The 21,896-nt window shown below is 72.4% G+C and carries 19 protein-coding genes, 1 pseudogene and 1 riboswitch; of the genes and pseudogenes, 7 read left to right on the forward strand and 13 right to left on the reverse strand.

Features of this window, described 5'->3' with window-relative positions; genetic code table 11:
- Positions 1 to 47: 47 nt before the first annotated feature.
- The 6 genes from ACFYYJ_RS29010 to ACFYYJ_RS29035 form a co-directional block, all read right to left on the reverse strand.
- A complete protein-coding gene (locus ACFYYJ_RS29010; protein WP_389136792.1) occupies positions 48 to 2,480 on the reverse strand; it encodes a SpoIIE family protein phosphatase in 2,433 nt (810 codons plus the stop codon).
- A gap of 228 nt (positions 2,481 to 2,708) precedes the next feature.
- Entirely contained in the window at positions 2,709 to 3,311 is a 603-nt protein-coding gene (locus ACFYYJ_RS29015) for an ATP/GTP-binding protein (RefSeq protein WP_385132338.1), read from the reverse strand.
- On the reverse strand, positions 3,295 to 3,636 hold the full coding sequence (locus ACFYYJ_RS29020) for a DUF742 domain-containing protein (protein WP_389136795.1): 342 nt from the start codon (positions 3,634 to 3,636) through the stop codon (positions 3,295 to 3,297). The genes ACFYYJ_RS29015 and ACFYYJ_RS29020 overlap by 17 nt, the downstream gene beginning before the upstream one ends.
- Positions 3,633 to 4,058 carry a roadblock/LC7 domain-containing protein gene (locus ACFYYJ_RS29025; RefSeq protein WP_389136797.1) on the reverse strand — a complete coding sequence of 142 codons (426 nt, stop codon included), beginning with the start codon at positions 4,056 to 4,058 and terminating at the stop codon, positions 3,633 to 3,635. The genes ACFYYJ_RS29020 and ACFYYJ_RS29025 overlap by 4 nt, the downstream gene beginning before the upstream one ends.
- The gene (locus ACFYYJ_RS29030) at positions 4,055 to 6,520 is read right to left on the reverse strand and encodes a nitrate- and nitrite sensing domain-containing protein (RefSeq protein WP_389136799.1); all 2,466 of its coding nucleotides are present in this window, start codon (positions 6,518 to 6,520) and stop codon (positions 4,055 to 4,057) included. The genes ACFYYJ_RS29025 and ACFYYJ_RS29030 overlap by 4 nt, the downstream gene beginning before the upstream one ends.
- Before the next feature lie 329 nt (positions 6,521 to 6,849).
- Positions 6,850 to 7,695 (reverse strand): class I SAM-dependent methyltransferase, encoded by an 846-nt coding sequence (locus ACFYYJ_RS29035; protein WP_389136800.1) that lies wholly within the window; start codon positions 7,693 to 7,695, stop codon positions 6,850 to 6,852.
- Positions 7,696 to 7,801: 106 nt separating this feature from the next.
- Here ACFYYJ_RS29035 and ACFYYJ_RS29040 point away from each other — a divergent pair, with 106 nt between their 5' ends.
- A complete protein-coding gene (locus ACFYYJ_RS29040; RefSeq protein WP_385365232.1) occupies positions 7,802 to 8,389 on the forward strand; it encodes a TetR family transcriptional regulator in 588 nt (195 codons plus the stop codon).
- A gap of 460 nt (positions 8,390 to 8,849) precedes the next feature.
- On the opposite strand, the gene ACFYYJ_RS29045 is transcribed toward ACFYYJ_RS29040, so the two are convergent.
- Together ACFYYJ_RS29045 and ACFYYJ_RS29050 are read right to left on the reverse strand one after the other, a co-directional pair.
- Positions 8,850 to 9,515 (reverse strand): response regulator, encoded by a 666-nt coding sequence (locus tag ACFYYJ_RS29045; RefSeq protein WP_389136802.1) that lies wholly within the window; start codon positions 9,513 to 9,515, stop codon positions 8,850 to 8,852.
- Positions 9,512 to 9,649: pseudogene (locus ACFYYJ_RS29050) on the reverse strand (sensor histidine kinase); the annotation flags it as partial. The pseudogene ACFYYJ_RS29050 and the gene ACFYYJ_RS29045, both read right to left, overlap by 4 nt.
- A 17-nt stretch (positions 9,650 to 9,666) precedes the next feature.
- Between ACFYYJ_RS29050 and ACFYYJ_RS29055 the strand changes: the two are divergent.
- From ACFYYJ_RS29055 to ACFYYJ_RS29065, 3 genes are all read left to right on the forward strand, one after another.
- A complete protein-coding gene (locus ACFYYJ_RS29055) occupies positions 9,667 to 9,831 on the forward strand; it encodes a DUF6223 family protein (RefSeq protein ID WP_389136804.1) in 165 nt (54 codons plus the stop codon).
- A gap of 241 nt (positions 9,832 to 10,072) precedes the next feature.
- Positions 10,073 to 10,567, forward strand: a complete 495-nt coding sequence (locus ACFYYJ_RS29060) for an SRPBCC family protein (protein WP_385365236.1) — start codon at positions 10,073 to 10,075, stop codon at positions 10,565 to 10,567.
- A gap of 94 nt (positions 10,568 to 10,661) precedes the next feature.
- A riboswitch (cobalamin riboswitch) is annotated at positions 10,662 to 10,816 on the forward strand.
- A gap of 148 nt (positions 10,817 to 10,964) precedes the next feature.
- Positions 10,965 to 11,393 carry an acyl-CoA thioesterase gene (locus tag ACFYYJ_RS29065; protein ID WP_389136807.1) on the forward strand — a complete coding sequence of 143 codons (429 nt, stop codon included), beginning with the start codon at positions 10,965 to 10,967 and terminating at the stop codon, positions 11,391 to 11,393.
- Between the two features lie 88 nt (positions 11,394 to 11,481).
- Here the strand turns inward: ACFYYJ_RS29065 and ACFYYJ_RS29070 are convergent, their stop codons facing one another.
- From ACFYYJ_RS29070 to aceA, 3 genes are all read right to left on the reverse strand, one after another.
- Positions 11,482 to 12,354, reverse strand: a complete 873-nt coding sequence (locus tag ACFYYJ_RS29070; RefSeq protein ID WP_385365239.1) for a 3-hydroxybutyryl-CoA dehydrogenase — start codon at positions 12,352 to 12,354, stop codon at positions 11,482 to 11,484.
- Positions 12,351 to 13,943: a malate synthase A gene (gene aceB, locus ACFYYJ_RS29075; protein ID WP_389136810.1), complete on the reverse strand. Its 1,593-nt coding sequence runs from the start codon at positions 13,941 to 13,943 to the stop codon at positions 12,351 to 12,353. Before aceB ends, ACFYYJ_RS29070 begins: the two co-directional genes overlap by 4 nt.
- A 228-nt stretch (positions 13,944 to 14,171) precedes the next feature.
- Positions 14,172 to 15,458 carry an isocitrate lyase gene (gene aceA / locus ACFYYJ_RS29080; protein WP_389136813.1) on the reverse strand — a complete coding sequence of 429 codons (1,287 nt, stop codon included), beginning with the start codon at positions 15,456 to 15,458 and terminating at the stop codon, positions 14,172 to 14,174.
- A 417-nt stretch (positions 15,459 to 15,875) separates the two neighbouring features.
- On the opposite strand from aceA, the gene ACFYYJ_RS29085 reads away from it, so the two are divergent.
- The 3 genes from ACFYYJ_RS29085 (at position 15,876) to ACFYYJ_RS29095 (ending at position 18,682) form a co-directional block, all read left to right on the forward strand.
- Positions 15,876 to 17,318, forward strand: coding sequence for a short-chain fatty acyl-CoA regulator family protein (locus tag ACFYYJ_RS29085; RefSeq protein ID WP_389136816.1), 1,443 nt, complete (start codon positions 15,876 to 15,878; stop codon positions 17,316 to 17,318).
- Between the two features lie 273 nt (positions 17,319 to 17,591).
- Positions 17,592 to 17,819, forward strand: coding sequence for a CbtB-domain containing protein (locus ACFYYJ_RS29090; protein WP_385132368.1), 228 nt, complete (start codon positions 17,592 to 17,594; stop codon positions 17,817 to 17,819).
- A 14-nt stretch (positions 17,820 to 17,833) separates the two neighbouring features.
- Positions 17,834 to 18,682, forward strand: a complete 849-nt coding sequence (locus ACFYYJ_RS29095) for a CbtA family protein (RefSeq protein ID WP_389136820.1) — start codon at positions 17,834 to 17,836, stop codon at positions 18,680 to 18,682.
- A gap of 89 nt (positions 18,683 to 18,771) precedes the next feature.
- On the opposite strand, the gene ACFYYJ_RS29100 is transcribed toward ACFYYJ_RS29095, so the two are convergent.
- Together ACFYYJ_RS29100 and ACFYYJ_RS29105 are read right to left on the reverse strand one after the other, a co-directional pair.
- On the reverse strand, positions 18,772 to 20,028 hold the full coding sequence (locus tag ACFYYJ_RS29100; RefSeq protein WP_389136823.1) for an MFS transporter: 1,257 nt from the start codon (positions 20,026 to 20,028) through the stop codon (positions 18,772 to 18,774).
- Complete coding sequence (locus tag ACFYYJ_RS29105; protein WP_389136824.1) at positions 20,025 to 21,392, reverse strand: GH1 family beta-glucosidase; 1,368 nt, start codon at positions 21,390 to 21,392, stop codon at positions 20,025 to 20,027. Before ACFYYJ_RS29105 ends, ACFYYJ_RS29100 begins: the two co-directional genes overlap by 4 nt.
- Between the last annotated feature and the right edge of the window lie 504 nt (positions 21,393 to 21,896).

Here is a 21,896-nt window from a genome sequence, read left to right on the forward strand (position 1 = left end):
CGTTCGGCGAGACGCCGGGCCCCACCCTTGAGGTGGGGCCCGGTGCGTCAGCTGCTCGCTCCGTGCCAGGGGATTTCGGCCCATACCTGCTTGCCTCCGCTGAGCGGCACCGAGCCCCAGGCCATCGTCATCGCCTCGACGATGAGCAGGCCTCGGCCGCCGGTCGCCTCCCAGCTCACCGCCATCGGTTTGGCGGGGCTGCGCGGCGACGCGTCGTTCACGGCGATCCGCAGCCGGTCCGCCGACAGGGTCAGGTCCATTCCCACCGCGCCCTGGGTGTGCGCGATGGCGTTGGTGACCAACTCGGACACGACCAGCAGAGCCGCGTCGAGTTCCTCCGCCACTCCCCAGGACCGCAGGGTGCGCGCGGTGAAGCGGCGCGCGTGCATGACCGCGTCGGGCAGCCGCCACACCGTCCAGTGGCTCCGCATCGGCCGGTCCCGTGTGCCGTCGTAGCGCAGCAGCAGCAACGCGACGTCGTCATCGCGACGGCCCACGGTGACGACCAACTCGTCGGCGACGCCTCCGACGTCCATCGGGTTGGCCGCGGCGAGCACGTCGCGCACCCGCCGCATGCCCTTGTCCAGAGGTAGCCTGGCGGACTCGACCAGACCGTCCGTCAGCAGAACGAGCAGGGTTCCGGGAAGCAACCCCGCCTCGGTCATGGGGAACTCGGCTTCCGCGAGGACTCCCAGTGGAGGGCCGCCTTCGATCGCCAACTCCTCGGTGACGCCGTCGGGATGGCGCAGGATCGGCGGCGGATGGCCCGCGCGGACGACCTTGGCGATGCCCTCCTCCATGTCCAGGTCCACGTACCCGCAGGTGGCGAACAGATCGGTCTCCATTCCCATGAGGAGCCGGTTGGCCCGCGCGACCACCACGTCGGCCGGGTGGCCCTCCACCGCGTAGGCCCTGACCGCCGTACGCATCTGTCCCATGATGGTGGCCGCCGCCGCGCTGTGCCCCTGTACGTCCCCGATGACGAACGCCACGTGACCGTCACGGAGCGGAATCACGTCGTACCAGTCGCCGCCGACCTCGAGTCCCGCCGTCGCGGGGAGATAGCGGGCGACCGCGACCCCGCCCGGCAACTCCGGAAGCTTGCGGGGCAGCAGACTGCGCTGGAGCATGCTGGCGAGTTCGTGGCCCGCGTCCAGAGCGTGGGCGCGTACCAACGCCTGCCCGACCAATCCCCCGGTCACGGTCAGCAGCGACCGCTCCTCCGGTCCGAACCGGTGCTCCGCGTCCCACCCCACCAGACAGGCCCCTGTCATCCTGCCCTCGGCGGGCAGCGGCAGCACCGCGAGTCCTCCGGGCCCCACGCCCAGCAAACCGGGTTCGAGTGTCGCGCCGGGCGGCCACAGGCTCATGTGCCCCTCACGCAGCGCGTTCTGCAGCGTGGGCAAGTCGCCGAGCGGGACGTCGGGCCACACGGACCGCCATTCCGAGCGCCAGACCTCAGGCCAGGCATCGGGTTCCGGCGGGTCGAGGGCGGTGACGATGAGCCGCTCCGGCTCCAGCTCACCGACCGCGACCCGGGAGGCGCCGAGCGGCTCGCGCAGGGCGGCGGCCACCACCCGGCTGACGTCCCGGATGGTCGCCACTCCCGCCAGCGCGGCCGACAGCCGCTGCACGAGGGAGACCTCGTCGGCACTGGGCCTCAGATAGGCGGCATCTGCCACGACACCCAGGACTCGCCGCGGCGCGCCCCCGGAGTCCACCTCCACGCGGCAACGCAGACCGAGCCAGCGCAGCTCACCGTTCGGGCGGCGGATCCGGAACGCCAGCTGCTGCCCCTCCGCGGCCAGCCGGTCCGGCTCCACGATCGCCATCAACGCGGGCATGTCGTCGGGGACGGCACAGGCGAGCAGCGTCTCCACCTGCCCGTCGAACCGCTCGGGCGGCAGACCGAGCAGTTCCAGCACGTGTGCGTGTGCCTCCATGCGGCCGGTGCTCAGTTCCAGGATGAACGCACCGCCTCGATCCGGCACCAGGGACTGTCCCAGATGCACCCGCGGGGCTGCGGGGCCGGCGGAGCGGGCGGCGACGGATTGGAGTCCGGCGGCGACCTGATCGGCGTAGAGCTCCAGAAGGCTGCGGTCGTCGGCGCCGAAGCCGCCCCTGACCTCCCCCGCCACGATCAGGCACCCGAGCTCCTGGTCGCCGTGTCCCAGTGGCAGCGCGCCCAGCGAGGTCCTGGCGGGCGAGCCTGGGCCACCGTCCCGGACCCGGGTGGGGACGTGGTGGGGGTCGCTCTCGACGAACGTGGCGAGCTCCTCGGGGGCCAGCCACAGCGGGCGGCCGGAGCGGAAGGCCGTGGCGGCGGGCGAGTGACCGGCCACGGCGAGGACCGCGGGCAGTCCGTAGAGGACACCGCGGTTGCCGGTCAGCTCGGCCAGATGCAGCTCCCTGCCCTGGTCGGCGACCACGTAGACAGCGGCAAGCTCAGCGCCGCAGAACGCAAAGCCATCACCGGTCACTGCCCGTATCGCCTCCTCCCGAGGCATTCCGCCGGCCGTCCCTCCCTCCATGCTTCGCGACCGGGACCATCCGGGCGAGTCGGAACGTACGCCGAGGGGGCCGGTGCCGCCTCGCGCGGCGTGAACCACGGCCACGGGTCGGCCCGTGATTCGGTCCTGGCGGGAGAGCGGTGGCGCCGGCCCGGGAGGCTTCCCGGGCCGGCGTCACCGCGCCGACGGTGTCGTCGCTCAGCGGGCGAGCTCCCACGATCGGCGCGCGGTGCCCCCCGTACGCCGCTGCACGACGAGGTCCATGAGTGCGGCCAGGATGTCCCGGACCGAGTCGCGGTTCCGGGCGTCCAGGGCGATCACCGGCACCTCGTCGCCCAGATCGAGGGCCTCGCGCACCTCGTCCAGGTCGAAGTGGAGTGCGCCGTCGAAATGGTTGACCGCCAGTACGAACGGGGTGCCGCGCTCCTCGAAGAAGTCGAGCGCGGGGAAGGAGTCCTCGATACGGCGGGTGTCGGCGATGACGATCGTGCCCAGGGCGCCCTCGACGAGGTCGTCCCACAGGAACGAGAAGCGGTCCTGCCCCGGTGTGCCGAAGAGGTACAGCACGAGCGACGGGTCGAGGGTGATCCGTCCGAAGTCGAGGGCGACGGTCGTCGTGGTCTTGTTCTCGACCCCGACGAGGGAGTCGACGCCCACGGACACCTGGGTGATCGCGGCTTCGGTGTCCAGCGGCTCGATCTCCGAGATCGCGCCGATGAACGTGGTCTTCCCGACGCCGAGTCCGCCGCTGACCACGATCTTCACGGCGAGGGGCACAGGCTTGTCAGAGCGACCGAACATGGTCCCTGATCCTCTCCAGGACATGGAGCGGTAGCTCCTTGGTTTGTTGGCAGACCAGCAGCCCACCGACCACCAGGTCGGCGATCAGCACCTTCGCCACGCCGAGCGGTACGCCGATCCGGGCGGCCACCTCGGCCACGGTCGCCGGTTCGGCGCACAGCGCCACGATCCGCCGGCGCTCGAACTCCAGCGTCCCGGTCTGCGCGCCGGGCGCGGCGACGACGAGCGTCTCCAGCCGCAGCCCGTCGTGCAGCGGCTGCACCCTGCCGCCGGTCATGATGAACGGCCTGACGAACAGCTCGTCTTCGTCGGCTTCCTGGCTCATCGCGGCAGGCCCTGGCGCAGGTCGGCGATGAGTGCGGGGTTGAGCAGGTCGCCGGTCCGTTCGGCGAGGACGGCCATCTCGTAGCCGACGAGGCCGAGTTCACCGCTGCTGTCGGCGAGCACTCCCAGGCAGCTGCCGTCGCGGATCGCCGAGACGAGCAGGAAGCCCCGTCCCATCTCGATCATGATGAGCTTGAACCCCTCGAAGTCGTAGCGCCGGGACGCGCTGCGCGCGAGGCTCGACAGGCCCGAGACGACGGCGGCGAGATGGTCGGCGTCCGTGCGGCCCAGGCCGTCCGAGACGGCGATGAGGAGGCCGTCGGACGAGACCGCCACGGCGTCACGGACCCCGTCCGTCTTGCGGACGAAGTTCGCCAGCAGCCAATTGAAGGTCTGCGTGTCGTCGTGCAGGTCGACGGTCACTTCTCATCACCCTTCCCGGGGCGCTGCTGCGGCTTCCGCGCCGTCTGCTTCTCCTTCTCGACGCTGATCGCCCCCCGCATGTGCGCGCTGCGGAGCGTCGAGAGCATCCCGGACACCTGGTCGGGAGTGCGGTCCGGGGTCGGCTCGGACTCCTGCTGCCAGCGCGGCTGTGCCGTCTCGCTGACGGCGGACGGGATGGCGCTGCGTTTGGGCCGCTTGACGAGGCCGTTGCGGGTGCGCGCGGCGCACGCGGCGCGCGGGCCGCCGGTGGGGTCGGTGTCCGGGTCGGCGGCCTTGGCCTCCCGGAGCGGGGAGGCGGCGGATCCCGATGGTGCCGGTTTCGCCGGGGTGTCGTCCGTGGAGTCGGCCACGAGCGGGCCGGGGGCCGGTGCGGGGTCGGGGGCGGAGCGGGGTGCGGGCAGGGACACGGCTCGGGCCGGCCCGTCCGACGCGGTCGCGGCCGTCTCCCGCTTCCGCTTCTCCTGCGGGTCCGGCTGGGGGGCGGGCGCCGACGCCGGATCCGTCAGCAGGGTGTGGGGCAGGAGCACGCGGGCCACGGTCCCGGCGGCGGGCGCCTCGCCGAGGCGGACCTCGATGCCGCACTTGCGGGCGAGCGCGCCGACGACGAAGTGGCCGAGGAAGCGGGTCGGTTCGGCCATGAAGGTGGCGGAGCCGGAGAGCCGGACGTTGGCTTCGGCGATCGCCCGGGGTTCCATCCCCGTGCCGTGGTCGACGATGGCCACCAGGTAGCCGGCGCTGGTGCGGCGGCCCTCGATCTCGACGTCGGTGACCGGCGGCGAGTAGTTGAGCGCGTTCTCGACGAGTTCGGCGAGCAGGTGGGCGACCTCGGCCACCACGCTGCCGCTGATGTGTACGGGGTCCACCCGGCGCAGCGTCACCCGCCGGTACTCCTCGACCTCGGACAGCGCGGCGCGGATGACGTCGGTGACCGACAGCGGCGTGGAGAACGGGCGGGGGCTGGCCTCGCCGGCGAGGATGAGCAGACTCTCCGCGTTGCGGCGCATCCGGGTGGCGAGCTGGTCGAGTTCGAAGAGGTTGCCCAGTGTGGCCGGGTCGGCGTCCTCGTGCTCCAGCTTGTTGATGAAGCTGATCTGGCGTCGTACGAGGTTCTGGTTGCGGCGGCCGAGGTTGACCAGGGACTCCGTCGCGTTGCGGCGCAGCACGGCCTGTTCGGTGGCCAGGTCGTAAGCGGCCTGCTGCAACTGTTCGAAGGCCTCGGCAACCAGGGCGATCTCGGTGCCGGTGTTCGGCGGCAGATCCAGCGGGGCGAGCGGCTCCGGCTCGCGTCCGGCGGTGGCCTGTACGCGTGCCACGGCGGCGGGCAGGCTGTTCTCGGCGATGTCGCGTGCCTGGCGGGTGAGGCCGGCGAGCGGCCTGGACACCGCGCGGGCGCAGCCGACGGCGAGGGCGCCGAGGAGGGCGATCGAGCCGAGGGCGAGCAGCGCGAAGAGTGCGAGGGCGCGGGTGGCGTCCCGTTCCGTGCGGTCGGCGCGGGCCTGGATGTCGGCGCCGAGCGTGCTCTGCACGGTGCGCATGCCGTCGATGGTGGCGGTCGAGGTGTCCCACCATTCAGCGGCCGTGATCTTGTCCGCGGGCAGCTGGCCGACGCTGTCGGCGGCGGTCTTCTCCAGCGCGAGGAAGCGGAGCGCCTGCGGCGTGCGCAGCGCTTCGTCGAGGCGTTGCCTCTCCCCGGGGGTGGCCCACTCGGGGTAGAGGAGCAGTTCGTCCAGACGGGCGGCGCGGGCGGCCAGGAAGCGTGCGTACGAATCGCCGCGGAATCGGCCCGTGGGCACCGATCCGAGGACGATGGCCCGCTCCTCGCCGGTGTACTCCTTGGCCAGGCTGAGGATCTGCAGCGCGTTGAAGGCGGAGCGGAGCTCGTCGTCGCGGACCTCGTGGACGCCGAGTCCGAGCTGGTTGAGGGAGGTGATGACCTCGGTGAAGTAGTCGACGGTCCCGTTGACGTCGAAGTCGCCCCGATCGGCCGAGGCGCGGATGCCCGCCAGGCCGTCGAGTCGCTTCAGCGCCTTGCGCACGGCCGCGGCGGAGGCGCTGTCGCCATCGCCGTCGCGTTCACGGGCGGTGAGGCGGCGCGACAGCTGGGACCGAGCGTCATCGGTGGCGGCACGCTGTGCCGGGAGCATGGTGCGGAAGCGGTCGACGCCTGCGACGCGTCCGACGGTGAGGCCGCGTTCCTTTTGGAGTTCGTGGACGAAGTCCTGTACTCCGATGGCGAGTTCGGCGTTCGACGTGGTCTTGGTCGCATTGCGGTAGTCGCCCACCTGCTGGGCGACCGAGAGGCCGAGCAGGGTGAGGAGCAGGGCGACGGCGACGACGAGGATGCGGATGAGTTTGGCGCGGATCGTCCGTGGGGCGACAACCGTCTTCATGACGGCGGCCCTTAAGCGGCCGGGGCGGGTGGACGGGTTCTCTGTATCCATTTGTTGAGCTTTCGAAAGGGAACGGTTCTGACGCTGGATCAACCCAGCGTCAATCCCTAACGAGGCGTCGGACGCCCGGTTACACGATGATGTGGTTGTGGTACGGCCGCCGGCGATCGGTCGCCGGGCGTCCTCGCAGGTCCGGGCGGGCTTCGGACCGTCGCCGGTTCAGCCGAACGAGTCCGTGTCGAGCTGGTGCCCCATGTGGCACCGAGTGGCTCGACTCCCGGGCACCACGCACGCGTTGACCGGCATCGCGCAGTCGGATTCCATCACCGCCAACGGGTTTCCGGGCCGGGAGTCGATCGAGGACGCGCGCTTCTCGCAGGTCAGGCGCCGACCTCGGCGGTCAGGAGCCAGCCGGTGCTGCGGAGTCGGACCGCGCCGTCGGACTCGTGGGCGCCGAGGTTTTCGGTCAGGCGGCGGCGCGCGAGCGCCTGAGTGGCGGGATCGACCGAGTTCAGGAGGTGCCGGCCGGGTCCCGTGTCGAGGAGGAAGTCCGCGGCCTCCGCGGCGGTTCGACCCCAGTTCCCGTGCGCCTGGACGTGTGCGGCGCGCACCTCGCGCAGACCCGCCGCACGCAGCAGGCCGGTCGCGGCGTCGGGGTCGGCCAGGGAGAACATGCCCGGTCCACCGGCGGCTCCGAAGCCGCCGATCGGCAGGATGTCCTTGAGCCCGGTGAGCGCGGTCAGCCATTCGTTCCCTTCGGGTCCCGCCGCGCTCAGGAAGGCGATGCGCCCGCCCGGACGCAGGGCGGCAGCGATGTTGGCGAACGCGGCGGCTGGGTCGGAGAAGAACATGACACCGAAGCGGCTCATGGCGACGTCGAAGGCGGCTCGGGGCAGGTCGTGGACCTGCGCGTCGCCGTGCGTGAACGAGATGTTGGCGATGCCTTCCGCGGCGGCGACGGTCCGGGCCTGATCGAGCATGGGGCCGGAGAGGTCGAGGCCCATGGCGTGGCCCTGCTCCGCGGCCCGGGCGGCCAGGCGCGTGGTCGCGCCCGCGCCGCAGCCGATGTCGAGGACGCGCTCCCCGGGACCGATCGACGCGGCCGCCAGGAGCGGCTCGTCGAAGCCGGCGTTGACGGCGTTCCAGCGGTCGTGGTGGGCGGCCCAGTGGGCGCCCTCGTAGCCGTTCCATGCCTGCGCCTGGGCGGTGTTGGCGGTCTGCTGCATGCGGAATGACCTCCGGTCGGGGAGCGGGAGCCCTAGAATGGGCACACGCCCAAACAGTATGGGCAGGCGCCCATACCTGCAATGCCCCTGCCTCAGGAGGAAGTTGATGTCACCTCGCGGAGTAGCCATCGAAGGCCTGCGGGAGCGGTTGTTCGCGGCGGCGGAGCGCGTCCTGGCCCGGGACGGGGCCGCGGCGCTGACCAGCAGGGCCGTCACCGAGGAGGCCGAGTGCGCCAAGGGGGTGCTGCACACGCACTTCGCCGGGCTGGACGAGTTCGTCGCCGCATTGGTCCTGCACCGGTTCGGGGCGGCCGCCGCGCTGTCGGAGGACCTGCCCTCCAGGGCCGGCACCGGATCGCCGGCCGCGAACCTCGCGGATGTGGCTTCGGCGGTGCTGTCCCTGGACCCGGGGCTGGTGGGACTGGCGGTGACCCGGCCGGTGGCGGCCCGGCGCGTCCGGGAGGCCTGGCAGGCGGGGGCGCCGGGGTTCGCGGCGATCCAGGAGGCGGTCAGCGGCTACCTGCGGGCGGAGCAGGACCTCGGGAGGGTCGCGGCACCGATGGACGTGGAGTCGGTGGCGCTCGCACTCGTGGGCACCCTCCACCACCTCCTGATGACCGGCTCCGCGGATGCGGCTCCGGGGGCCCAGGCGCAGGTCGAGCGACTCGTCCGTGCGCTGATCCGTACGGCGTGAAGGCCGTCGACCCGAAAATCGAGTGCGGCGGCGCGGGGTGTCGCCATGAGCGGGCAGGGGGGTTCGCCGGGCCGGACCGGAGGTCGGCGCAACGCGGCCGCCCTTCGCGCGGGCCGACGCCGCGATCGAGGCGGGCGACCGCGCTCTCGCCCGTGGTGTGACCTGCGGGCCGCGGCCGATGCCATCCCCCGTCCCGGCGACAGCCCGCCCTTGCGATCCTTCCGCGCCGGCCGACCAGCCCCCGCCCCGGCGGGGGCCGCCCGGCTCGCGCCCGCCGGGGACTCGGCGGCCGCACCCGCCGCGCGCCGACCGGCGCACGCACCCGCCCTCCGTCCGGGGCGCCCCGGACGTCGTTGCGCGCCATGCCGGTGGTGAGCGGCCCCGGGCGACGGGTCGCGAGGCCGGCGTCCGCCCGCAATCCTTCCGGGGAAGGTGCCTCCGCCCTCCCCGGAACGCCAGCCTATTTCGGGGTACGGGGAGTGACGAGGCCGGATTCGTAGGCGAGGACCACGAGTTGGGCGCGGTCACGGGCGTGGAGTTTGGCCATGGCCCGGTTGATGTGGGTCTTCGCGGTCATCGGGCTGATCACCATGCGCTCGGCGATCCGGTCGTTGGACAGGCCCCGCGCCACGAGCGCGACGGCCTCGCGTTCGCGGCCGGTCAGCTCTGCCAACTCCGTCCCGGCGCCGGTGTGGAGCGGCTGGGAGACGTACCTGTCGATCAGCTTGCGGGTGATCGAGGGGGCGAGCAGGGCGTCGCCGCGTGCGGCCACGCGCACGGAGTGCAGGAAGTCGTCCGGGACGATGTCCTTGACGAGGAATCCGGCCGCGCCGGCGCGCAGCGCGTCGAAGACGTACGCGTCGAGACCGTAGTTGGTCAGGATGACGACGTGTACCCCGGCGAGGGCCGGGTCCGCGGCGATGCGCCGGGTCGCTTCGATGCCGTCGACCACCGGCATCTGGATGTCGATGAGCGCGATGTCGGGCAGGTGGAGCTTGGCGAGCTCCAGGCCCTCCTTGCCGTCGGCGGCCTCGGCCACCACCTCGATGTCGTCCTCCAGGTCCAGGAGCGCGCGGAATCCGCTGCGGATGAGGGGCTGGTCGTCGACCAGCAGGACGCGGATCACGACGTCTGCTCCACGGGGAGTTCGGCCTGGACGCTGAAGCCGCCCCCGTCGCGCGGTTCGGCGCGGAGCAGGCCGCCGAGGGCGGTGACGCGTTCGCGCATGCCGAGCAGCCCGACGCCGGGCGCCGGGGCTGTTCGGCCTGGTCGTCGGCGTGGTGAACCCGTCCGTCGCCGACGGCGGTCCCGGCACCGGCAACGGGGTGGTGGGTGGCGCCTCGGCCGTGGTGCTGGGGCTCATCGCCTCGGTACTCGGCCGGTCGGCCCGGGTCCGGTCCCGCCGCGCCGGACGACCGGCTCCGCGTCCCGACCACCGGTGAGCGGCGGGGCCGGTCCGGCCGGATTCCCCAGGCGGTGGCGATGGCGGTCAGGATCCGGGTGCGGGCCGCCTTCGCCGTGCGCGCGGCAGTCGGCGCTCGTCACCCGTCTGGAGTCCTCGGGCTGTGCAGGCGCCGCGCTCGGCACGACGCTGGAAGCCAAGCCCATGGGACGGCCGGAGAGACGCCCGGCGAGCCGCGGAGCGGTCGGGGGCCGCGCCGCCCCTTCTCCAGGAGCGTGGTTATGGCCCGGAACCGCCGTCTGATCCTCAGCTCACCGTCGGAAGTCTGGGACCTGCTGTCCGACGGCCACCGCTACGGGGAGTGGGTGACGGGAACCCAGCAGGTCCTCGCCGTGGACCCGCAGTGGCCGGCCGTCGGCGCACGGCTGAAGGTCCGCGTCGGCCTCGGCCCCCTCACCCTCGACGACACCTGCGTCGTCCGCATCTGTGAACCGCTGCACCGCCTGCAACTGGAAGCGAAGGCGGGATCCTTCGGCGCGGCTCGCATCGCCATGCAGTTGATCCCGTGGGGCGAGCACACCCTCTTCACCCTCGATTGGCACCCCCTCCGGGGCCCCGGCACGCGGATGCACGGCCTCCCCGTGGACTACGTCGTCGCGGTCCGCAACGGCATGATGCTCACGAAACTGGCGCGGATCGCGGTGCGCGAGCACACCGCGCTCGACCCGGGCCGCGCGACGTCAGGAGCGGCCGGAGCGTCTTTGCCCCGCCCGTGACGGAGCCGGGGCCTCCCGGCGGGGATGCTCGCGGCCGTGACCTAGGGTGGGCCACGCAGCCGGTTCGCCCCCGTCCGCCAGGCGGGACGCGTCGTAAGAGGGAACCCGGTGGGAATCCGGGACTGCCCCGCAGCGGTGAGCGGGAACGACCGCCGTCATACGCACTGGGACCGGAACCGGTCCCGGGAAGCGACGGCCGGTAGGTGCCCGCCGGGAGACCGGCAGGCGTGCCCGCGAGTCCGAAGACCTGCCGCTGCCCGTGCGCGACGAGCGCGTACGGAGACCCGAGGGCCTCGTGGGCGGGCCGGCGGCAGCGGGCACCCCCACCGGTCCCGCCGCTCCTTCGCGCCCCCGGGCACACCACCGGGTCGAGCCACGACTCGCGAAGGAGAGTTCCGTGACCACGGACATCACCCCAGGCTCCCGCGCCCACAAGGCGCCGGCCGACTCCCGTGTGACCCTCGCCCACATCATGAGCGAGCACGACACCAACCTGTACGGCACCATTCACGGCGGCGTCGTCATGAAGCTCATCGACGACGCGGCCGCGGCGTCGGCGGGCCGCCATGCCGACGGACCGGCCGTGACGGTCTCCGTGGACCGCATGACGTTCATCGCCCCCGCCCGCGCCGGGGACCTCCTCACCGTCCACGCCGTGCTCGAACGCGCAGGCCGGACCTCGATGACGGTGGCCGTACGCGTCACCGCGGAACGCTGGAACGCCACCACCACCCCCGCCACCGAGGTGGCCACCGCCCGCCTGACCTTCGTCGCGATCGACGCCGAGGGCCGGCCGCGCGCGGTCCCCGGTCTGTCGGAGGCGTAGACGGCTCCGGCGTCAGGCCCCGGCCGCGTCCGTGCGCTCGGGCGAGCGCGTGAAGCGGACCGGGGCCTGCAAGCGGGCCTTGCGGTCGTCATCGGTCCCGGCCGTAGGGGTGGAACCCTCGGCCCGTCTTGCGGCCCAGCAGCCCGGCCTGCACCATCCGCATCAGCAGCGGCGGCGGAGCGTAGAGGGGTTCCTTGAACTCGTCGTAAAGGGACTCCGCGATGGCGGCGACGGTGTCGAGGCCGATGAGGTCGGCGAGCTTGAGCGGGCCCATGGGATGGGCGCAGCCGAGTTCCATGCCCGCGTCGACGTCTGTCGCGGTGGCGAAGCCGGACTCGACCATGCGGATCGCCGACAACAGGTACGGGACGAGAAGGGCGTTGACGACGAAGCCGGCCCGGTCCCGGGACCGGATCACCGTCTTGCCGAGGCTCTCCCGGGCGAAGGCCTCCACCGTCTCCGCGGTCTCGCCGGAGGTGTGCAGCGAGGCGACCACCTCGACCAGCGGGAGGACGGGCACGGGGTTGAAGAAGTGCAGGCCCACGACCCGGTCCGCGCGCCCGGTGGCCATGCCCAGCCGCATGACGGGCAGCGACGAGGTGTTCGTCGCGAGGATCGCCCCGCGGTCTTCGACGATCTTGTCCAGCGTCGCAAAGGTCTCGATCTTGACGTCCGCGTTCTCGGTCACCGCTTCGATGACGAGCTGCCGGTCGGCGAGGGCGTCGAGGCCACCGGTGAAGACGAGGCGGGCGAGGGCGTCCTCGGCCGAGATCCGGTCGAGCCCGCCCCGCTGGACGGCACGCTCCAAGGAGACGGCGACCCGTTCGCGCGCCGCACGCGCGGCCGTGTCGTCCGCCTCGCAGACGACCGTGTCGAGTCCGGCGCGGGCGCAGACCTCGGCGATGCCGGCGCCCATCCGACCGCCGCCCACGATGCCGACCCGGCGGATACCGGCGCTCATGACCGCTCCTCCCTTCGGCGGACCAGGTGACGGCTGTAGGCGTCGGGGGTGAAGAAGGCGGGCAGGTCCCGCGCCAGGGCGGTGCTCTCCAATACGGCCCTGGCCTCCGGGACGAGGGCGTAGGGCCGCTCCGCGGTGAGCGCGGCGCATTCCTCGTCGAGCACGGCGAGGAGGTCGTCCCGGTCGATCCTCCGGTGGCGCAGCCATTGCCAGAGCTGGGCGCGGGCGATCTCGGCGGTGGCCGCGTCCTCCATGAGGCCGTGGAGGGCGACCGCTCCGTGGCCGCGCAGCCAGGCCTCGAAGTACCGGAGCGAGACCGCCACGTTGGCCCGTACTCCCGCTGCCGTGGGCGGGGCGCTGATGCGGCGCACGGAGAGCAGGTCGGCGGCGCGGACGTGTACGTCCTCGCGGGTCCGGTCGAGCTGGTGGGGCCGTTCGTCGAGGACGGCGTCGAAGACCTCGCGGCAGACGGGGACGAGCGCCGGGTGGGCGACCCAGGAGCCGTCGAAGCCGTCCTCGGCCTCTCGTTCCTTGTCCAGGCGGACCTTGGCCAGGGCCGCCGTGTTCGCGTCGGGGTCCTTGGCCGGCACGTGGGCGGCCATGCCGCCGATGGCGTGCGCGCCGCGCTTGTGGCAGGTGCGGACGAGGAGTTCGGCGTAGGCCCGCATGAAGGGTGCGGTCATGGTGACCTGCGCCCGGTCGGGGAGCTGGAAGTCGGTGCGGTGGCCGAAGGTCTTGACGATGCTGAACAGGTAGTCCCAGCGGCCGGCGTTGAGGCCGGCGCTGTGCTCGCGCAGGGCGTGGAGGATCTCCTCCATCTCGAAGGCCGCGGTGACGGTCTCGATGAGGACGGTGGCGCGGACGGTGCCGCGCGGGATGCCGAGGAGTTCCTGGGCGAGGACGAAGACGTCGTTCCACAGGCGGGCCTCGCCGGCGTTCTCCAGCTTGGGGAGGTAGAAGTACGGGCCGTGCCCCGCGTCGATCTGGCGCTGCGCGCAATGGAAGAAGTACAGCCCGAAGTCGACCAGGGCCGCGGGGACGGGGCGTCCGTCGATCTCCAGGTGCTCTTCGAGCAGGTGCCAGCCGCGGGGCCTGACGACGATGGTCGCGAGGTCCTCCCCAAGGCGGTACTCCTTGCCCTCGGGCGTGGTGAAGTCGATGCGGCGCTCGATCGCGTCGAGCAGGTTGAGCTGGCCGCCGATGACGTTGTTCCAGGTGGGTGCGGTGGCGTCCTCGAAGTCGGCCATCCACACCCGGGCACCGGAGTTGAGCGCGTTGACCGTCATGCGGCGGTCCGGCGGGCCGGTGATCTCCACCCGGCGGTCCTCCAGGCCCGGAGCGGGCGGGGCCACGCGCCAGTGGGGGTCGGCACGGACGGCTGCCGTGGCGATGGAGAAGTCGAGCGGTGATCCCGAGACGAGGCGGTCCTTGCGCCGGATCCGCTCCTTGAGGATGTCCGGGCGGCGGTCGGCGAAGGCCGCGTCGAGTCGGCCGATGAAGTCGAGCGCCTCCGCCGTGAGGATCTCGTCGTGGCGGTCGCCGGGTGCCGCGAGGACCCGGACCCGGTGCGTGGTGACGGTGGTGGTCATGCGGTCTCCTGCCGAGGGTGGGGCGGGGCGTCCAGGCCGTCTCTTTCGGATCTTGCCGGTCAAGCCCGTGTCGTCCGGTGCCGTGCATCGGCGCCTTGGCGGGGCGCCCTTGTACTGGACGTACTCGGGTGTCCCGCCAAGGAGGCGAGGTGCGGTGCCGGGCGGCAGGGGGCACCTCCCAGCCCCCTGGGGCTGGGGGAGGGTGAGTCAAGATCCGGACGAGACGGCCTAGTGGAACTGCTCTTCCTCGGTGGAGCCGGTGAGAGCGGTGGTGGAGGAAGCGGGATTGACGGCGGTGGAGACCAGGTCGAAGTAGCCGGTGCCGACCTCGCGCTGGTGCTTGACGGCGGTGAATCCGTGCTGCTGCGCCGCGAACTCGCGTTCCTGGAGGTCGACGTAGGCGGTCATGCCGTGCTCGGCGTAGCCGCGGGCCAGGTCGAACATGCCGTGGTTGAGGGAGTGGAAGCCGGCCAGCGTGATGAACTGGAACGTGTAGCCCATGGCGCCCAGCTCCTTCTGGAACGTGGCGATCCGGTCGTCGTCCAGGGCCGCCTTCCAGTTGAAGGACGGCGAGCAGTTGTAGGCGAGCATCTGATCCGGGTACCGCGCGTGGATCGCCTCGGCGAACTCGCGGGCCTGGGCGAGGTCCGGGGTGCCGGTCTCGACCCAGATGAGGTCGGCGTACGGGGCGTAGGCGAGACCCCGGGCGATGACGGGTGCCATGCCGTTCCGGACGCGGTGGAACCCCTCCGCGGTCCGCTCGCCGGTGCAGAACCGCGCGTCGCGCTCGTCGACGTCGCTCGTCAGCAGGTTCGCGGCGAGGGCGTCGGTGCGGGCGATGACCAGGGTCGGGGTGTCCGCGATGTCGGCGGCCAGGCGGGCCGCGTTCAGGGTGCGGACGTGCTGGGCGGTGGGGACGAGGACCTTGCCGCCGAGGTGGCCGCACTTCTTCTCGGAGGCAAGCTGGTCCTCGTAGTGGATGCCGGCCGCGCCCGCCGCGATCATCGCCTTCGTCAGCTCGAAGGCGTTCAGCGGACCGCCGAAGCCCGCCTCGGCGTCCGCGACGATCGGGGCCAGCCAGTCGGTCGTGTCGGAGCCGCCTTCGGCGGTGGCGATCTGGTCGGCGCGCAGCAGCGCGTTGTTGATCCGGCGGACCACCTGGGGAACGGAGTTGACCGGGTACAGGGACTGGTCGGGATAGGTGTGGCCGGCCTGGTTGGCGTCGGCGGCCACCTGCCAGCCGGACAGGTAGATCGCCTGGAGGCCGGCCCGCACCTGCTGCACGGCCTGACCGCCGGTCAGCGCGCCCAGGGCGTGGACGTAGTCGAGGTCGTGGAGCTGCCGCCACAGCCGCTCGGCGCCGCGGCGGGCGAGGGTGTGCTCCTCGCGGACGCTGCCGGAGAGCCGGACGACGTCCTCGGCCGTGTAGGTGCGCTCGATGCCCGCCCATCGCGGGTCGTCGGCCCACCGCTGCCTGAGCTGCTCGGCCGCCGCCGTCGTGTTGGTGTCTGCCATGACCGTCACCGTCTCCATGGGTTCGCGTGGTCTGCCAACCTCCCGACTCTCGCGGTGGAAGGTTGGCACTGTGTGCCTTCATCTGAGGTTGCGGGCCGCCGAGCCCTCCAGGGAGGAACTGAGCAATGCCGCAGGTCGGCCTGATCGGACTGGCCGGATTCCCGCCGTCAGGGAGCCGGTCGGGCCCAGCACGCCTGCCTGACCGTCAGGGCCCGGCGGGCCGCACAACAGACTTTGACAGCGGCACGCAGTGCCATCAACGAGGTACGTCTGCCAACTTCTGCGAATCTTCCGCCGCGCGTTTGCCAAGTTTGCGAAGGGTTCACAGCGACGGGATCATGCGTAATCTGAAGCCGGACAGGGCCGGACAGGGCCGGACGGGGCCGGACTAGGCCGGACGAGGCCGGAGGAGACCGGGTGAGCAAGACGTACGCGGGTGCGCGGCTGCGGCGGTTGCGCGAGGAGCGCCGGATGAGCCAGGCGGAGCTGGCGCGCGTCCTGGCCATCTCCCCCAGCTACCTCAACCAGATGGAGCACGACTCCCGGCCCCTCACCGTGCCCGTCCTGCTGCGGCTGACCGAGGCGTTCGGCGTGGACCCCGGCTTCTTCTCGGAACGCGACACCAGCCGCCTCGTCGCCGACCTGCGCGAGGCCCTGGCGGGCGAGATCGCCGCGGCCCGCGTCACCGCCTCCGACCTGGCCGAACTGGCCACGCGGATGCCCGCGGTGGCCTCCGTCCTGCTGGACCTGGGCCGACGCGGGCAAGTACTGGCCGAACGGCTCGCGGACACCGCCGACGGCCGCGACGGCGGCCCGGCCGCGCCGCGTTCACCGCACGAGGAGATCCGCGAGTTCTTCTACCGCCGCCAGAACTACCTCCACGACACCGACCTCGCCGCCGAGGCCCTCGCCCAGGAGATCGGCATCCGCCCCGGGGAGGTCATCCGGGTGCTCTCGCAGCGCCTCACCGAGCACCACGGGATCCGGCTGGCGGCCGACTCCGACCGCCTCCACCACTTCGACGGCGCGACCCGCGTCCTGCACGTGTCCAGCCGCCTCCGCCCCGGCCAGCAGGCGTTCCGCATGGCCACCCAGCTCGCCCTGGTCGAGTACGGCGACGAGCTGGACCGCCTCGCCACCGAGGACTTCGCGCCCGGCTCCCCCGCCCACGGCCTGGCCCGCATCGGCATCGCCAACTACTTCGCCGCCGCGCTGGTCCTCCCGTACGGCGCCTTCCACACGGCCGCCGAGGAGTTCCGCTACGACATCGAACGGCTCACCGACCACTTCGGCCTCGGCTACGAGACCGTCTGCCACCGCCTGAGCACCCTGCAACGCCCCCGACTGCGCGGGGTCCCGTTCTCCTTCGTCCGGGTCGACAGGGCCGGCAACATGTCCAAGCGGCAGTCCGCGACCGGATTCCACTTCTCCCGGGCCGGCGGCACCTGCCCGCTGTGGAACGTGTACGAGGCCTTCGCCGCGCCCGGCCGGATCCACGTCCAGGTCGCGGCCATGCCCGACGGGCAGCGGTACTTGTGGACCGCCCGGGCCGTCACCCGGCACCGGGGCGGCTGGGGCGAACCCGGCAAGACCTTCGCCATCGGCCTGGGCTGCGAGATCCGGCACGCGCCCCGGCTCGTGTACTCGGACGGCCTCGACCTGGACAACGCGGGCGCGGCCACCCCGATCGGCATGGGCTGCCGGCTCTGCGAACGCCTGGACTGCCCGCAACGCGCGGTCCCGCCCCTCGGTCGCACCCTGGCCGTCGACGAGAACAGCTCCACGTTCATCCCCTATCCCGTGGCCAGGGACCGGGACCGGCTCGGTGGTGGGCAGCGCGCGCAGCCGGACGGGCGGTGACGCCGCGGGCCCGGTGCGGAGGAAGCCACAGCGGCGCCGGCCTGTGATCAAGGACTCATCCGCTTGGTGCCACGGCCCGCCTGGCTGTAGCGTCACGCCGACATCTGCACATAGCGACGACGGCGAGACGGAAGTCCGGTGTGAATCCGGCATGGTCGCGCCACTGTGTGCTGCGACGACACCTCCAGGGGTGGCGGCCGCGGCGAGTCAGACCCTCGGACCGTCGTTCCGCACCACCACATGGGACGCGTCGTTCCCCGAGGAGGTTCCACCATGGCCGAGGCCCTCGCCCCCGCTGCCATACCCACCCCCGCCGTCTCCCCGTCGGCTCCGCTGCCGGTGAAGGCGGTCCTGCCCTGGGCGCTGTTCGTCGGTCTCCTGATGCTCGTGGCCCTGTACTTCGTCGGCGCCGAGCAGGGTGCCACCGCCGTGTTCTCCGGTGAGGCCGTCCACGAGTGGGTGCACGACGGCCGTCACCTGCTCGGCTTCCCCTGCCACTGAGAGGCGCGCGCACCGTGTACGCCTCCACTGTCAGAGGTCTCCTGGTCCGCGGCATGCTCGCGGGCCTGATCGCCGGTCTGTTCGCCTTCGCCGTCGCCTACGTGGTCGGTGAGCCCCCGGTCCGGGGCTCCATCGCCGTCGAGGAGGCCACGGCCGCCAAGGAAGCCGCCCCCGCGGTCGGTCAGGACGCCGGCCACGACGCCGCTCACTCCGGTCACGGCGCCGCCGCCTCCGCCGCCGAGGAAGAGGAAGAACTGGTCAGCCGCCCCGTCCAGTCCACCGTCGGTCTCGCGACCGGTGTGCTGGTCTACGGGGTGGCGCTGGGCGGCATCGCCTCCCTCGCGTTCTCCTTCGCCCTCGGCCGCGTCGGCGGGTTCAGCCCCCGGGCCACGGCGGCGCTCACGGCCGCCGGTGCCTTCGCCACGGTCTACCTCGTGCCGTTCCTGAAGTACCCGGCCACCCCGCCGGCCGTCGGCAATCCCGACACCATCGGGCAGCGCACGACGTTGTTCTTCCTGATGATCCTGCTCAGCGTCCTGCTCGGCGTCGGCGCGATCATCCTGGGACGGCGTCTGGTACCGCGCCTGGGCAACTGGAACGCCACCCTGACGGCCGGCGCCGGCTTCGTCGTCGCCACCGCCCTGGCCTTCCTCGTCCTCCCGGACAACACCGACGCCGTCAAGCCCGAGTTCCCCGCGGCCCTGCTGTGGGAGTTCCGGGTCGCGTCGGTGAGCGTCCAGGTCGTGATGTGGGCCGTGTTCGGAATCGTCTTCGGCGTCCTCGCCCAGCGGCTCCTGGCCCACCGAACCGACCCCGCCGGTACGGAGGCGGCCGCGCCCCGGCCTGCCCCGGCCCTCGGCTGATCCGCGCGCCGAAGCCGCCGTCAGAGCCCTGCCGTTCCGGATTCCCGGAACGGCAGGGCTCTGGTCGTCTCCCGGCAGCCGGCAGCAGGTCAGGGCACCGAGCGGATACGGCGCACCAGCACCGAACCCGCGAGGGCCAGGCCGCCCGCGAGGGCGTAGAGGGCCGCGTACCCGCCGAGGTGGGTGACGACCGGGGCCGCGATGACCGGCGCCAGGACCTGGGGCAGCGCGTTGGCGATGTTGATCACGCCCAGGTCCTTGCCCCGGTCCTCCGCGTTCGGCAGCACGTCCGTGAGCAGGGCGAAGTCCACCGCCGTGTACACGCCGAAGCCGAGGCCGAGGACGAGCGAGGCGACGACCGCGCCGGTCCAGGTCTGCCAGACGCCGAGCAGCAGGGTTGCCGCGGCGATGACCAGCCCCGACCGGATGACGTAGGACTTCCGGCGGCCGCTGCGGTCCGAGCGGATGCCGCTGATCACCACGGTGGAGAGCAGGGTGAGCGCGTTGAGCGCCGTGAGGATCAGTACGCCCGTGTCGGCGTCTCCCCTGTAACGCACCGCGTCGGTCAGGTAGTAGAGCAGGTACATCGTGCTGATGGAGTACGACAGGTTCATCAGGAACCGGGTGAGCCAGGCCCAGCCGAAGTCGGGATGGCGGCGGGGGTCGATCCAGAAGCCGGTGAGGAAGGTCCGCCACCGGAAGGCCGGCCGGGCCTCGGGGGCGAGCGTCGAGTCGCGCCGCATGACCACGTACGGCACGGCCGCGAGCACCGAGAAGCCCGCGCAGGCCAGGTAGCCGGCGGTGATTCCGCCCGCGACCGTGGCCAGCGCCGTGCCGACCAGGATGCCGACGACCTGGGAGACGCCGAGCCAGCCGCCGACCAGACCGCGCTGCCGGGGCGGGACCTGGTCGGGGACGGCGGCGGTGAGCGCGGCGAACGCCGCGTTGAGGGCCAGCTGGACCAGGCACCAGCCCGCGATCACGGCCGTGACGCTCGTCGCCAGGGAGAGGAGCACCAGGCCGGCGGCGCCGCCCACCACCCCGGCGACCACCCAGGGGATCCGGCGGCCCACGCGTGCGGTCGTACGGTCGGACAGCGCTCCGAAGACCGGGTTGGCGACCATCGAGACGGCCGCCCCCAATCCCGTCACCAGGGCGAGGGTGGATGCCTTGTGTTCGGGGGCGAGTTGCTCGGCCTGGCGCGCCAGGAGCAGTTGCAGCGGACCGAACCAGCCGACCCACACCCCGATGTTGGCGAGGGACAGCGCGCCCACCCACCGGCCGCCGGGCGCGGTGCCCGCTTCCGCGGGTTCCGTTGGTTCCGCGGCCTTCGGCTCGGCGGTCATCTGCCGCTCTTGATCAGGTCGCGGTACCAGGCGTACGACTCCTTGGGCGTCCGCTCCTGCGTCTCGTAGTCGACGTGGACGAGCCCGAACCGCTGCCGGTAGCCCTCCGCCCACTCGAAGTTGTCGAGGATCGACCAGATGAAGTAGCCGCGTACGTCGACCCCTTCGGCCATCGCCCGGTGCAGGGCGCGCAGGTGGCCGTCGTGGTAGGCGATCCGGCGCGCGTCCTCGACCCTGCCGGTGTCCGGGTCCGGTGCGTCGCCGTACGAGCAGCCGTTCTCGGTGATGTACAGGGGCGGCAGCCGGTCGCCGTAGCGCTCGCGCAGGGTGGTGAGCAGCTCGCGCAGCCCGTCCGGAACCACCGGCCAGTCGAAGTCGGTGCGTTCGTACCCCTCGATGTCGCGGATGGCGAAGGGGAGTCCGGAGGGGATCTCGATGCCGCCGAAGGCGGAGGCGGCGGCCGGGGTCGGAGCGCCGACGAGCATCGGGTTGTAGTAGTTGACCCCGTACCAGTCCAGCGGGGCCGAGATCGTCTTGAGGTCCTCCGCCACCGGGCCCGGCAGGAGGGAATCCAGCCCCTCCGGGTAGGCGCCGGTCAGGATCGGGTCCGCGAAGAGGCGGTTGGTGAGCGTGTCGTACAACTCGGCGGCGGCGCGGTCCTCGTCGCTCTCGCCGGCGGCCCAGACGGGGCTGTGCGAGGCGGCTATGCCGATCCGGCGGGCACCCGCCGCGCGCAGGGCCTGTACGCCCAACCCGTGGGCCAGGAGCTGGTGGTGGGCGGCGGGCAGGGCGTCGAAGACGAGCTGCCGGCCGGGGGCGTGTTCGCCCAGGCCGTAGCCGAGGAGGGTGACCTCGGCGGGCTCGTTGATGGTGATCCACATGGGAACACGGTCGGCGAGGCGCTCCGCGACCACCGAGGCGTACGCGGCGAACCGCTCGGCGGTGTCGCGCTCCAGCCAGCCGCCCCGCTCCTCCAGGGCGAGCGGGGTGTCCCAGTGGAAGAGGGTGGGGGCCGGGGCGATCCCAGCGGCGCACAGTTCGTCGACGAGCCGGTCGTAGAAGTCCAACCCGGCGCGGTTGACCGGGCCGTGCCCGTCGGGCAGGACGCGGGACCAGGAGATCGAGAACCGGTAGGCGTCCACGCCGAGTTCGGCCATCAGCGCGACGTCCTCGCGGTAGCGGCGGTAGTGATCGGTGGCCACCTCCGCGTTCGAGCCGTCCTTGACTCGTCCCTGCTCCTTGGTGAAGGCGTCCCAGGAGGAGGGGCCCCGACCGTCGGCCGTGGGCGAGCCCTCGATCTGGAAGGCGGAGGCGGAGACTCCCCAGAGGAATCCGGCCGGGAACTGGGGTACGGGCTCTGTCATGCGGACTCGCTTCGGTCGAGGAGCGCGGATCCCCGGCACGGGTGCGGGAAGGCGCTGCCGGGCGTGCTGCTGACGGAACTTTCCGGCCCCGGGGCCCGCCCTGTCAATGGAAAGTGAACAATCCTCAACTTTTACCGAGCGGGCGAAGCCACCGGCCCGGGCGCCGCGATCGGCGCCAAGTCGTCCGCCACGCCGTCCACTGCGCGTTCACCGAAATGACGGCGGCGGGGAGGACCAGGGCGTACCAGTACGCGAACAGGCGATAGGTGCGGTGGTCGTGGGCGGGCCGCGCCGGCGCAGGACGCGCCCGGCGGTGGTCCAACACAGGCCCGCGGTGGCCGCCTCCGCGCACCAGGCCGCAGGGGTGGACGCCCGTACGAGGAGGAAGTGGGTGGCGAGCGGGAGGTCATCTGCCAGGCGGCACCGAGCATGGGCAGGACTGCGAAACCGATGACGGCGTTCTTGACGATCCAGTGCCGGGAGCCGCCGAGGTTGCGCAGCAAC

The sequence above is a fragment of the Streptomyces sp. NPDC002467 genome, assembly GCF_042889825.1.
Lineage (GTDB): Bacteria > Actinomycetota > Actinomycetes > Streptomycetales > Streptomycetaceae > Streptomyces.

What these genes read in the sequence shown, in the direction of transcription:
- ACFYYJ_RS29015 (WP_385132338.1), bottom strand. Translation starts at nt 3,311, where the DNA reads ATGTTCGGTCGCTCTGACAAGCCTGTGCCCCTCGCCGTGAAGATCGTG.
- ACFYYJ_RS29020 (WP_389136795.1), bottom strand. Translation starts at nt 3,636, where the DNA reads ATGAGCCAGGAAGCCGACGAAGACGAGCTGTTCGTCAGGCCGTTCATC.
- ACFYYJ_RS29030 (WP_389136799.1), bottom strand. Translation starts at nt 6,520, where the DNA reads ATGGATACAGAGAACCCGTCCACCCGCCCCGGCCGCTTAAGGGCCGCC.
- ACFYYJ_RS29035 (WP_389136800.1), bottom strand. Translation starts at nt 7,695, where the DNA reads ATGCAGCAGACCGCCAACACCGCCCAGGCGCAGGCATGGAACGGCTAC.
- ACFYYJ_RS29040 (WP_385365232.1), top strand. Translation starts at nt 7,802, where the DNA reads ATGTCACCTCGCGGAGTAGCCATCGAAGGCCTGCGGGAGCGGTTGTTC.
- ACFYYJ_RS29060 (WP_385365236.1), top strand. Translation starts at nt 10,073, where the DNA reads ATGGCCCGGAACCGCCGTCTGATCCTCAGCTCACCGTCGGAAGTCTGG.
- ACFYYJ_RS29070 (WP_385365239.1), bottom strand. Translation starts at nt 12,354, where the DNA reads ATGAGCGCCGGTATCCGCCGGGTCGGCATCGTGGGCGGCGGTCGGATG.
- aceB (WP_389136810.1), bottom strand. Translation starts at nt 13,943, where the DNA reads ATGACCACCACCGTCACCACGCACCGGGTCCGGGTCCTCGCGGCACCC.
- aceA (WP_389136813.1), bottom strand. Translation starts at nt 15,458, where the DNA reads ATGGCAGACACCAACACGACGGCGGCGGCCGAGCAGCTCAGGCAGCGG.
- ACFYYJ_RS29090 (WP_385132368.1), top strand. Translation starts at nt 17,592, where the DNA reads ATGGCCGAGGCCCTCGCCCCCGCTGCCATACCCACCCCCGCCGTCTCC.
- ACFYYJ_RS29100 (WP_389136823.1), bottom strand. Translation starts at nt 20,028, where the DNA reads ATGACCGCCGAGCCGAAGGCCGCGGAACCAACGGAACCCGCGGAAGCG.
- ACFYYJ_RS29105 (WP_389136824.1), bottom strand. Translation starts at nt 21,392, where the DNA reads ATGACAGAGCCCGTACCCCAGTTCCCGGCCGGATTCCTCTGGGGAGTC.